Origin of the sequence: Micromonospora citrea (assembly GCF_049629545.1) — a bacterium.
Classification (GTDB): Bacteria; Actinomycetota; Actinomycetes; order Mycobacteriales; family Micromonosporaceae; genus Micromonospora; species Micromonospora citrea_A.
This window is the reverse complement of the sequence record NZ_JBNADX010000002.1, coordinates 114,736-125,966: the sequence shown is the minus strand read 5'-3', so window position 1 is coordinate 125,966 and position 11,231 is coordinate 114,736. Positions and strand designations below refer to the sequence as shown.

Below are 11,231 nucleotides of genomic sequence, written 5' to 3'. Positions count from 1 at the left end.
CGGGGGACGACGTGCTGCTGCTCGTGCCCACCGCCGGCGATAAGACCGAGGCGGCCGTGTTTCCCTGCTGTCGCGGATGGCACGCGCGGGTTGCACCGCCACCCTGACTGCGACCCTGGGCGAAGTCGTCGATCCAGCTCAGCGATCCGACGACTACACCGTCCGGCTCCGCTCGGATCTGAAACCGGCGGAGTGGCGGCCGCTGGTCGCCGACGCGGCACAGCGGATCTGCCTGCCCGAGGTCAGCTCCCGAGCACTGGCCGGGCTCAAGTGCAGCGCCGCGCTGCCGCGGCGGCTGGCTTGCGCAACTCTCGCGGCCCGTCTCACGGACGTGCCGGGAGCGCTGGCTGTGCTCGAGGAACCAGTCCGGTTCGTCGTCCTCACCCGGTGATCAAAGGCCTGCGGCTGACGGCTCTCGCGAACAGATCTTGGCAGGAAACGGCTCCTCCAGGGGCAATCTCGCATCAGGATCTGCGGGTGAGGATGCGACTACGAGAGGCCGTGCGGAACCTACTCCGGCACCCGGCGGTACGCGCCGTCGCTGGCCGAGGTCGCCATCGAGGCGTACGCGCGCAGCGCCGCCGACACCGGCCGCTGCCGGTCCACCGGCGTGTACGGGCGGTCCCGCTTCTCCTCGGCGACCCGCCGCGCCTGCAGCACGTCGTCCGCCACGTTCAGCTCGATCGACCGGCCCGGGATGTCGATGACGATCTCGTCGCCGTCGCGCACCAGCGCGATCAGCCCACCGGAGGCCGCCTCGGGGGAGACGTGCCCGATGGAGAGCCCGGAGGTGCCGCCGGAGAACCGGCCGTCGGTGAGCAGCGCGCAGGCCCGGCCCAGCCCCCGGCCCTTGAGGAACGAGGTGGGGTAGAGCATCTCCTGCATGCCAGGGCCGCCCTTCGGGCCCTCGTACCGGATCACCACGACGTCGCCGGCGACGACCTCCTTGGCGAGGATGGCGGTGACGGCGTCGTCCTGCGACTCGTAGACCTTGGCCGGGCCGCGGAAGGTCAGGCACTCCTCCGGCACCCCGGCGGTCTTGACGACGCAGCCGTCGGGCGCGAGGTTGCCGTGCAGGATGGCCAGCCCGCCGTCGGCGCTGTACGCGTGCTCACGGTCGCGGATGCAGCCGCCGGCGGCGTCGGTGTCCAGCGACGACCAGCGGTTGGTGGTGGAGAACGGCTCGGTGGTGCGCACCCCGCCCGGGGCGGCGTGGAACAGCTCGACGGCCTCCGGCCTCGGTGACCCGCCGCGCACGTCCCAGTCGGCGAGCCACTGCGACAGGCCGGGGGAGTGCACCGCGCGCACGTCCCGGTGGAGCAGCCCGGCCCGGTCCAGCTCGCCGAGGATGGCGGGGATGCCGCCGGCCCGGTGCACGTCCTCCATGTGGTACTGCGGCGAGTTCGGCGCGACCTTGGCCAGGCAGGGCACCCGGCGGGAGATCGCGTCGATGTCGGCCACGTCGAAGTCCAGCTCGGCCTCGCGGGCGGCGGCGAGCAGGTGCAGGATCGTGTTGGTCGACCCGCCCATCGCCACGTCGAGGGCGACCGCGTTCTCGAACGCGGCCCGGTCGGCGATCGCGCGCGGCAGCACCGAGGCGTCGTCGCCGTCGTACCACCGCTTGGCGATCTCCACGGCGGTGCGGCCGGCCTCGACGAAGAGCGACCGGCGCGCGGCGTGGGTGGCCAGCGTCGACCCGTTGCCCGGCAGGGCGAGGCCGATCGCCTCGGTCAGGCAGTTCATCGAGTTGGCGGTGAACATGCCGGAGCAGGAGCCGCAGGTCGGGCAGGCGGAGCGCTCGATCTCGCCGAGCTGGTCGTCGGTGACCGCCTCGTTCGAGGAGGCGATCATCGCGTCGATCAGGTCGATCTTGGAGTGCACGACGCCCTCGATCGCCACCGTCTTGCCGGCCTCCATCGGGCCGCCGGAGACGAAGACGGTCGGGATGTTCAGCCGCAGCGCGGCCAGCAGCATGCCCGGGGTGATCTTGTCGCAGTTGGAGATGCAGACCAGGGCGTCCGCGCAGTGCGCGTTGACCATGTACTCCACCGCGTCGGCGATCAGCTCCCGGCTGGGCAGCGAGTAGAGCATGCCGCCGTGGCCCATCGCGATGCCGTCGTCGACCGCGATGGTGTTGAACTCCCGGCCCACCCCGCCGGCCTCGGCCACCGCGTCGGCGACCAGGCCGCCCATGTCCTTGAGGTGTACGTGACCGGGGACGAACTGGGTGAAGCTGTTGGCGATGGCGACGATCGGCTTGCCGAAGTCGTCGTCGGTCATCCCGGTGGCCCGCCACAGGGCCCGGGCGCCGGCCATCGTCCGACCGTGGGTGGAGGTCCTCGACCGCAGCTCAGGCATGGATACCAGTGTGGCACCGTCGGCGCGGCGGCCCCGGCGGGTCCGGACGTGTCCCAACAGATGCACACCCGGTGCCCCATCGGTCACGCTCATCCGGCACAGTTGAGGACGTGCGTTTCACCCCGGGCATGGTCGCGGTCGCGATCCTGAGCGCCCTGGTGGCCGCGGCGGCCACCGCGCTGCTCGCCGGGTCGGCCCGGCGCCGCACCGGTCCGCACCGCCGGGCGTACGTCCTGCTGGCCGTCGCCGGGGCGGCCGCCCTGGTCGGTCTGCTGGTCGGGGTGATCGTGGAACTCGGCCACCCGCACCGGTCACCGCACCCGGCCCGGCTCACCGGCTGGCCGCTGGTGGTCTCCGTTGCCGCCACCCTGAGCGGCCTGGCCGCCGCCACCGGGCTGCTGCGCCTGCCCGGTGTGGTGGTCAACCGCGCCGCCACCGCCCGGCTGCTGCTCGACGGGCTGATCATGGCGACCGCGCTCTGGTTCGTCGGCTGGGTGGTCTTCTCCGAGCCGACCCGCCTGCTCGGCGCGGCGACCCCGGTGGCCTGCCCGGCGATCATGCTGGCCTCGGTCAACGCCGCGGTGACCGCCGGGCTGACGTTGATCGTGGTGCTCCGCGCCGCCCCACCCCGATCGCGGTTCGCGCTGCTCGGCTCGGGCATCACCGCCAGCGCCTTCGGCGGGCTCGGCGTCGCCGCGGGGGTGTGCCAGGGCGGCGTGGGGATGACCCTGTCCGCCGCCGTGCTGGTCGCCCTGGGCCTGCTCGCCGTCGCGTTCGCGATGTACCGGGGCGACCCGCCGGGGCAGGTCGACGTCGACCTGATCCGGCGCGACGGCGCGTACGCCTTCGTCCCGATGTTCGCGATGGCCGGCTCGGCGATGTACCACCTCGTGCAGGGCGGTCGCTTCGACGCGCTCGGCATCGTGGCCGGCAGCGTCGAGGGTTTCGCCCTGGTGGCCCGGCAGTACCTCACCCTCAACGACATGCGCGGGTACGCCGGGCGGCTGGCCGAGCGCGAGGCGCACTTCCGTGAGCTCGCCCACACCGACGCGCTGACCGGGCTGGCGAACCGCCGGGGCCTGCTGCGCGAGTTGCAGCGCTGCGCCGAGGAGGGGGTCGACTGCGTGCTGCTCGGCCTCGACCTGGACGGCTTCAAGAACGTCAACGACATGCGCGGGCACGACGTGGGCGACATGGTGCTGGTCGAGGTGGGGCGGCGGCTGCGCGGCAACCTGCGCCCCGGCGACCTGGCCGCCCGGCTCGGCGGCGACGAGTTCGCGGTGCTCATGCGCGGCCGGCCGGCCGACGCCGACGTGGTCGCCCAGCGGCTGCTCGGGGTGCTCGGGCGGGCGTACGAGCAGTCGGAGGGGCCGGTCTTCCTCTCGGTCAGCATCGGGGTGGCCGGGCAGTGCGGCGAGCCCGACCAGGCGGCCCTGCTGCGCCACGCCGACCTCGCGCTGCGCTACGCCAAGCAGCGGGGCAAGAACCGGATCGAGCGCTACGACGGCACCCACGACCAGGCGCTGCTGCGGCGTACCCGGGTGGAGCACGAGCTGCGCGGGGCGATCGAGCGCAACGAGCTGCGGCTGGTGTTCCAGCCGGTCGCCTCGCTGCCCTCGGTGCGCCCGGTCGGCGCCGAGGCGCTGCTGCGCTGGCACCACCCGGAGCTGGGCAACGTCCGCCCGGACGAGTTCATCCCGCTCGCCGAGGAGTGCGGGATGATCGCCAGGTTGGGCGCCTGGGTGCTGCACCAGGCCTGCTGGCAGCTCTCCCGCTGGCTGGCCGACGGGCACGACGTCTGGGTGTCGGTCAACGTCTCCCCGCGCGAGCTGCACGCCCCGGAGTACGTGGTGCAGGTGGCCGAGGCGCTGCGCGCGCACCACGTGCCGCCGCAGCGGCTGGTGCTGGAGGTCACCGAGCACGCGGTCGCCACCGACCTGGACGAGCTGATCCGCCGGTTGACCGCGCTGCGGCACACCGGCGTCCGGATCGCCCTGGACGACTTCGGCGCCGGCTACTCCTCGCTGGGCCAGCTGCGCCGGCTGCCGATCGACATCCTCAAGATCGACCACAGTCTGGTCGCCGAGCACGAGCCGGTACGCCCGGTGGGCCGGGACGGGCCGGCCTTCGCCCCGATGGTCGACATCGTCATGCGGCTGGGGCACCAGCTCGGCATGGAGGTCATCGCCGAGGGGGTGACCTCCCCCACGGAGCTGGCCGCGGTGGTCGCCGCCGGCTGCCGCTTCGGCCAGGGCGCGCTCTTCGGCTGGGGGGTGCCCGCCGAGCACCTTGAGGCGATGCTGGAGGCCGCCACCTCGCCGGGGGCGCGGCCCTCCTCGGTGCCGCCGCCCGGGCCTCGTCGGGCCGTCCCGTCGCCGTTGCTGCCCCGGTTGCGGTCCGGCCCGCCCGCGTCGCCGCCGGTGCCCGCGCCCCGCGTCTCACCGGAGGGATCTGCGCAGGCCGGGCCGGTTGTCGGGCCTTCGCCGGGGGACGGTGTCCCCCGTTCGTGAACCAACATGTGGGATCAGTTGACTCAGCGCTTGAGATGCGTCAGGCTGGTCCACATGTCGTCGATCCGGTCGCTGCGAGTACTTACCTGAGCGCACTCTCCTCCTCGAGAGTGCGCTGGCCCCGTGCATCTGCACGAGGGCCGTTTTTATTGCCGTCGGACCCTGTCGGGGCGGGCACCCGCCCCCGTAGCACGTGTCGTTGAGCTCCACCCACTCCAGCCGAAGGCCTGAACCGCCATGACGAGACCCACGCCAGAGACACTCGCCCACTCCGCCCGCCGGGCGCGCACGGTCGCCGAGCCGACCGGTGACGCCGAGCACGCCCCCGCGCCGCGCCCCGGCACCGCCCCGGCCGCCGCCGGCCGGGCCGTCGCCGCCGGGGCCACCGGGGCCGCCGCCCGGCAGCCGGTGCCGGCCCAGGTCTCCGGCGCCGGTTCGCTCGTGCGGTCCCTCGAGGCCCTCGGCGTCGACGTGGTCTTCGGCATTCCCGGCGGGGCGATCCTGCCGGCCTACGACCCGCTGTACGACTCCACCGTCCGGCACATCCTGGTCCGCCACGAGCAGGGCGCCGGTCACGCCGCCACCGGGTACGCGCAGGCGACCGGCCGGGTCGGCGTCTGCATCGCCACCTCCGGCCCGGGTGCGACCAACCTGGTCACCCCGATCGCCGACGCGTACATGGACTCCGTCCCGATCGTCGCGATCACCGGCCAGGTGGCCCGCCCGTCGATCGGCACGGACGCCTTCCAGGAGGCGGACATCCAGGGCATCACCCTGCCGATCACCAAGCACAACTTCCTGGTCCAGAGCGCCGAGGAGATCCCGCAGGTGCTGGCCGAGGCGTTCCACCTGGCCTCGACCGGGCGGCCCGGGCCGGTGCTGGTCGACATCCCCAAGGACGTCCTCCAGGCGCCGACCACCTTCGCCTGGCCGCCCACCCTGGACCTGCCCGGGTACCGGCCGACGCTGCACCCGCACGGCAAGCAGATCCGCGAGGCGGCCCGGCTGATGGCCGCAGCCCGCCGTCCGGTGCTCTACGTCGGCGGCGGCGTGCTCAAGGCCGGCGCCACCGAGGGGCTGCGCAAGCTCGCCGAGCTGACCGGCATCCCGGTGGTGACCACGCTGATGGCGCTGGGGGCGTTCCCCGACTCGCACCGCCAGCACCTGGGCATGCCCGGCATGCACGGCACCGTCGCGGCGGTCTACGGCCTGCAGAAGTCCGACCTGATCGTGGCGCTCGGCGCCCGCTTCGACGACCGGGTGACCGGCCAGCTGGACTCGTTCGCCCCGGACGCCACGGTGGTGCACGCCGACATCGACCCGGCGGAGATCGGCAAGAACCGCCACGCGGACGTGCCGATCGTCGGTGACGCCCGGCACGTCATCGACGAGCTGATCACCGCGGTCACCAGCGAGCAGAAGGCCGGTCACCGCACCGACCTCGCCGACTGGTGGACGCAACTGGACGACCTGCGCGAGCGTTACCCGCTGGGCTACGAGGAACCGTCCGACGGCACCCTCTCCCCGCAGTACGTGATCAAGCGGCTGGGCGAGATCGCCGGCCCGGACGCGATCTACGTGGCGGGCGTCGGCCAGCACCAGATGTGGGCCAGCCAGTTCATCTCGTACGAGAAGCCGGGCACCTGGCTCAACTCCGGCGGCCTCGGCACCATGGGGTACGCCGTCCCGGCGGCGATGGGCGCGAAGGTCGGCCGGCCCGACGCGGTGGTCTGGGCGGTGGACGGCGACGGCTGCTTCCAGATGACCAACCAGGAGCTGGCGACCTGCGCCCTGGAGGGCATCCCGGTCAAGATCGCCGTGATCAACAACGGCAACCTCGGGATGGTCCGGCAGTGGCAGACCCTCTTCTACGGCGAGCGCTACTCCAACACCGAGCTGGGCACCCACAAGCACCGCATCCCGGACTTCGTGAAGCTGGCCGAGGCGCTCGGCTGTGTCGGCCTGCGCTGTGAGACCGCCGAGGACGTGGACAGGACCATCGAGGCCGCGATGGCGATCAACGACGCGCCGGTCGTCATCGACTTCACGGTCGGCAAGGACGCGATGGTCTGGCCGATGGTGGCCGCCGGCACCAGCAACGACGAGATCATGTTCGCCCGTGGCGTCCGCCCGGCATTCGACGAGGACGAGATCTGATGACCATGCACACTCTTTCGGTCCTGGTGGAGAACAAGCCGGGTGTCCTGGCCCGGGTCTCCGGCCTGTTCTCCCGACGCGGGTTCAACATCGACAGCCTCGCCGTGGGCGAGACCGAGAACCCGGACGTCTCCCGGATCACCATCGTGGTCAACGCCGAGTCGTCCCCGCTGGAGCAGGTGACCAAGCAGCTCAACAAGCTGGTCAACGTGCTCAAGATCGTGGAGCTGGACCCGCAGGTCTCGGTGGCCCGCGAGCTGCTGCTGGTCAAGGTCCGCGCGGACCGCAACGCCCGGGCGCAGGTGCTGGAGACGGTCAACCTGTTCCGCGCCCGGGTGGTCGACGTCGCCCCGGACACGCTGACCATCGAGGCCACCGGCACCCCCGACAAGCTGGACGCGCTGCTGCGCGACCTGGAGCCGTTCGGCATCAAGGAGATGGTCCAGTCCGGCACGGTGGCGATCGGGCGCGGCTCGCGCTCCATCACCGCCGGTCCCGCGCTGCGCGCCGCCTGACCCCCGGCGCTGCGCGCCGCCCAACCGCCACCGCACAAGTCCACGACGGCCGTTCGGACCGCCGTACGAAAGGGAAGTCAATGAGCGTTGAGGTGTACTACGACGACGACGCCGACCTGGGTCTGATCCAGGGCCGCAAGGTCGCGGTGATCGGGTACGGCAGCCAGGGCCACGCCCACGCGCTGTCGCTGCGCGACTCCGGCGTCGACGTGGTGATCGGCCTGCCGGCCGGCTCCAAGAGCCGCCCGAAGGCCGAGGAGCAGGGCCTGCGCGTGCTCACGCCGGCCGAGGCGGCGGCCGAGGCCGACGTCATCATGATCCTGGCGCCGGACACCGCCCAGCGGGCGCTCTACGCCGACTCGATCGCGCCGAACCTGGCCCCCGGCAAGGCGCTCTTCTTCGGCCACGGCTTCAACATCCGGTACGGCCTGATCACCCCGCCGGCCGACGTGGACGTCGCGATGGTCGCCCCGAAGGGCCCCGGTCACCTGGTCCGCCGCCAGTACGTCGACGGCAAGGGCGTGCCCTGCCTGGTCGCCGTCGAGCAGGACGCCAGCGGGAACGCCTTCGCGCTCGCCCTGTCGTACGCCAAGGGCATCGGCGGCACCCGGGCCGGCGCGATCAGGACCACCTTCACCGAGGAGACCGAGACCGACCTCTTCGGTGAGCAGGCGGTGCTCTGCGGTGGCGCGGCGGCGCTGGTGCAGACCGGTTTCGAGGTGCTCACCGAGGCCGGCTACGCGCCCGAGGTGGCCTACTTCGAGTGCCTGCACGAGCTGAAGCTGATCGTCGACCTCATGTACGAGGGCGGCATCGCCCGGATGCGCTACAGCGTCTCCGACACCGCCGAGTACGGCGACCTGTCCCGTGGCCCGCGCGTCGTCGACGCCCGGGTCAAGGAGGAGATGCGCAAGATCCTCGGCGAGATCCAGTCCGGCGAGTTCGCCCGCGAGTGGGTGGCCGAGGACGAGGCCGGTCGGCCGAACTTCGCCAAGTGGCGGGCCGAGGGCGCGGCGCACCCGATCGAGGAGACCGGCCAGAAGCTGCGTTCGATGATGAGCTGGGTCGACCGGCCCATCACCGAGACCGCCTGACGTTCCCCGTACGCGGTGACGCGTCCGACGCTCTCCCCGGCGTCGGACGCGTCACCGTCGCCGTCCGTCAACACCCCGGACATGTCTGGTTTGTGAGGGCACTCACCCCGCCGACCGGGACCTGCCGGCCGGGGCGCCACCTACGATCCTTGAGTAGGTGCGTAGCCGGCACCTGACGGCCATGGCACGGATCAGCGCAGGGGCGCAGCGCGGCGTCCCGACGCCCCAGGCCGACCGCATACGACGTCTACGAGGACCGATGAATCCTGTCGTACTGATCGCCGAAGAACTCGCTCCCGCCGCCATCGAGGTGCTCGCGCACGACTTCGACGTACGCCACGTCGACGGCACCGACCGCCCGGCCCTGCTCTCCGCGCTCTCCGAGGCCGATGCGGTGATCGTGCGCAGCGCCACCCAGATCGACGCCGAGGCGATCGCCGCCGCGCCGCGCCTGAAGGTGGTCGCCCGGGCCGGTGTCGGTCTGGACAACGTCGAGGTGCCGGCCGCCACCGCGCGGGGCGTCATGGTCGTCAACGCCCCCACCTCCAACATCGTCTCCGCCGCCGAGCAGGCCGTCGCGCTGCTGCTCGCCGTCGCCCGAAACACCGCCGCCGCCAGCGCGGCGCTCAAGGCGGGGGAGTGGAAGCGGTCCAAGTACACCGGCGTGGAGCTGCAGGGCAAGACCGTCGGCGTGGTGGGCCTGGGCCGCATCGGCGTGCTCTTCGCGCAGCGTATCGCCGCCTTCGGCACCCGGCTGATCGCGTACGACCCCTACATCCAGCCGGCCCGTGCCGCCCAGCTCGGCGTCCGCCTGGTGGGCCTGGAGGAGCTGCTGCGCGAGGCCGACTTCATCTCCATCCACCTGCCGAAGACCCCGGAGACCGTGGGCCTGATCGGGGAGAAGGAGCTGGCGATCGTCAAGCCGGGCGTGCGCATCGTCAACGCCGCCCGTGGTGGCCTGGTCGACGAGCAGGCCCTCGCGGACGCGATCGCCGAGGGTCGGGTCGCCGGCGCGGGCGTCGACGTGTACGCCAAGGAGCCCTGCACCTCCTCGCCGCTGTTCGCCTTCGACAACGTGGTGGCCACCCCGCACCTGGGCGCCTCCACCCACGAGGCACAGGACAAGGCGGGCCTGGCCGTGGCCAAGAGCGTCAAGCTGGCGTTGCAGGGCGAGTTCGTCCCGGACGCGGTGAACGTGCAGGCCGGCGGCGTGGTCGCCGAGGACGTCCGCCCGCTGCTGCCGCTGGCCGAGAAGCTGGGCCGGGCGTTCACCGCGGTGGCCGGCGGGGTCGCCGCCAGCGTCACCGTCGAGGTGCGTGGCGAGATCGTCGACCACGACGTCTCGGTGCTCAAGCTCGCCGCCACCAAGGGGTTGTTCAGCTCGGTGGTGGAGGAGCAGGTCACCTACGTCAACGCCCCGCACCTGGCCGCCGAGCGTGGCGTCGAGGTCACCCTCACCACCCAGGCCGAGACCATCGACCACCCGAACCTGGTCACCGTCCGTGGCGCGCTGCCCGACGGTCGGACGGTCAGCGTCTCCGGCACGGTCACCCAGGCCGGCCCGCGCGAGGTCATCAAGCTGACCGAGGTGGACGGCTTCGACGTGGAGATCGGCGCGGAGGGCATCCTGCTCTTCCTGCGCTACGTCGACCGTCCGGGTGTGGTCGGCACGGTCGGCACCCTGCTCGGCGAGGCCGGCGTCAACATCGCGGCGATGCAGGTGGCGCGGCGGGAGGCCGGCGGCGAGACGCTGATGACCCTCACCGTCGACCAGGCGCTCGGCGCCGACCTGCTCACCTCGGCCGCCGACTCGATCGGTGCGACCTCGGCGAGCGCGGCGGACCTGCGCGACGAGTAGTCCGCGCGCGACGCATCGGGGGCCCGGCCGTCTCGGCCGGGCCCCTCGTCGTGGCCCTGCGGACCGCCGTCGGATCCGCGCGGGGCCACGCCTCGTCGTGCGGCGGGTCAGCCCACGACCCGTGACGGCGGCGGGTACACCGAACCGTCCTGGGCGTCGAAGAGCATCAGGTCGTGCTCGCCCGCCAACCGCTCGATGTCGAGCAGGACCTGGTCCTCGCAGGTCGGCACGAGGTTCAGCTCCACGTGGTCGCCGGCGGCGTGCAGCGGCGCGACCTCCCACGGGCTGCCCGGTCCGACCGGCCGGTCGGGATAGGTGGCGGTGATGGCCCGGTAGAAGCCGACCACTCGCGGGTCCGGGTGCCGGTCGCCGTGGCGTCCCTCGCGGCACCGCCGCACCGCGGCGTGGACGTCCTCGGGCGTGGCCCCGTCCGGCAGGGCCCACACGCTCAGATCGAAACTCACGGCGGACAGCGTGCCATCCGCCGTTCACCCTTTCGCAACTGACCCGCCGCGCAGCGACCCGATCGTGACACGGCGTCCGGCCAGGACGGTCCGCTGTGGAGACCCTTGCGTCGAGTTGCGTCGATTCGCTAGCGTACCGGTGCGGTCACCGGCTGAGTGGGGGCGTTCGGCCCGTCTTCGGGTGACGAGGTCAGGCGTCCGGCCGACCGGTCCGCACCCCTCGATTGCGCGAGCCACGCGCACTCGTCGCTGACCGGCCCCCACGGTCGTTGCCG

8 protein-coding genes are annotated in these 11,231 nt (G+C 72.6%); 6 read left to right on the top strand and 2 right to left on the bottom strand.

Annotated features, from left to right (window positions below; genetic code table 11):
* Positions 1-76 precede the first annotated feature (76 nt).
* Entirely contained in the window at positions 77-391 is a 315-nt protein-coding gene (locus ACPFP2_RS03195) for a hypothetical protein (protein WP_424085903.1), read from the top strand.
* 119 nt (positions 392-510) lie between these two features.
* Here the strand turns inward: ACPFP2_RS03195 and ilvD are convergent, their stop codons facing one another.
* On the bottom strand, positions 511-2,358 hold the full coding sequence (ilvD, locus tag ACPFP2_RS03190) for a dihydroxy-acid dehydratase (protein ID WP_424085901.1): 1,848 nt from the start codon (positions 2,356-2,358) through the stop codon (positions 511-513).
* Positions 2,359-2,486: 128 nt separating this feature from the next.
* Here ilvD and ACPFP2_RS03185 point away from each other — a divergent pair, with 128 nt between their 5' ends.
* The 5 genes from ACPFP2_RS03185 (at position 2,487) to serA (ending at position 10,492) form a co-directional block, all read left to right on the top strand.
* Entirely contained in the window at positions 2,487-4,868 is a 2,382-nt protein-coding gene (locus ACPFP2_RS03185) for a putative bifunctional diguanylate cyclase/phosphodiesterase (RefSeq protein ID WP_424086323.1), read from the top strand.
* Positions 4,869-5,105: 237 nt separating this feature from the next.
* Positions 5,106-7,025 (top strand): acetolactate synthase large subunit, encoded by a 1,920-nt coding sequence (locus ACPFP2_RS03180; RefSeq protein WP_424085899.1) that lies wholly within the window; start codon positions 5,106-5,108, stop codon positions 7,023-7,025.
* The gene (gene ilvN / locus ACPFP2_RS03175) at positions 7,025-7,540 is read left to right on the top strand and encodes an acetolactate synthase small subunit (protein WP_088977814.1); all 516 of its coding nucleotides are present in this window, start codon (positions 7,025-7,027) and stop codon (positions 7,538-7,540) included. The genes ACPFP2_RS03180 and ilvN overlap by 1 nt, the downstream gene beginning before the upstream one ends.
* An 80-nt stretch (positions 7,541-7,620) precedes the next feature.
* Positions 7,621-8,634 (top strand): ketol-acid reductoisomerase, encoded by a 1,014-nt coding sequence (gene ilvC, locus ACPFP2_RS03170; protein ID WP_424085896.1) that lies wholly within the window; start codon positions 7,621-7,623, stop codon positions 8,632-8,634.
* A 259-nt stretch (positions 8,635-8,893) separates the two neighbouring features.
* The gene (gene serA / locus ACPFP2_RS03165; protein ID WP_424085894.1) at positions 8,894-10,492 is read left to right on the top strand and encodes a phosphoglycerate dehydrogenase; all 1,599 of its coding nucleotides are present in this window, start codon (positions 8,894-8,896) and stop codon (positions 10,490-10,492) included.
* A gap of 107 nt (positions 10,493-10,599) precedes the next feature.
* On the opposite strand, the gene ACPFP2_RS03160 is transcribed toward serA, so the two are convergent.
* Positions 10,600-10,956: a hypothetical protein gene (locus tag ACPFP2_RS03160; RefSeq protein WP_424085893.1), complete on the bottom strand. Its 357-nt coding sequence runs from the start codon at positions 10,954-10,956 to the stop codon at positions 10,600-10,602.
* Between the last annotated feature and the right edge of the window lie 275 nt (positions 10,957-11,231).

What these genes read in the sequence shown, in the direction of transcription:
- ACPFP2_RS03195 (WP_424085903.1), top strand. Translation starts at nt 77, where the DNA reads ATGGCACGCGCGGGTTGCACCGCCACCCTGACTGCGACCCTGGGCGAA.
- ilvD (WP_424085901.1), bottom strand. Translation starts at nt 2,358, where the DNA reads ATGCCTGAGCTGCGGTCGAGGACCTCCACCCACGGTCGGACGATGGCC.
- ACPFP2_RS03185 (WP_424086323.1), top strand. Translation starts at nt 2,487, where the DNA reads ATGGTCGCGGTCGCGATCCTGAGCGCCCTGGTGGCCGCGGCGGCCACC.
- ACPFP2_RS03180 (WP_424085899.1), top strand. Translation starts at nt 5,106, where the DNA reads ATGACGAGACCCACGCCAGAGACACTCGCCCACTCCGCCCGCCGGGCG.
- ilvN (WP_088977814.1), top strand. Translation starts at nt 7,025, where the DNA reads ATGACCATGCACACTCTTTCGGTCCTGGTGGAGAACAAGCCGGGTGTC.
- ilvC (WP_424085896.1), top strand. Translation starts at nt 7,621, where the DNA reads ATGAGCGTTGAGGTGTACTACGACGACGACGCCGACCTGGGTCTGATC.
- serA (WP_424085894.1), top strand. Translation starts at nt 8,894, where the DNA reads ATGAATCCTGTCGTACTGATCGCCGAAGAACTCGCTCCCGCCGCCATC.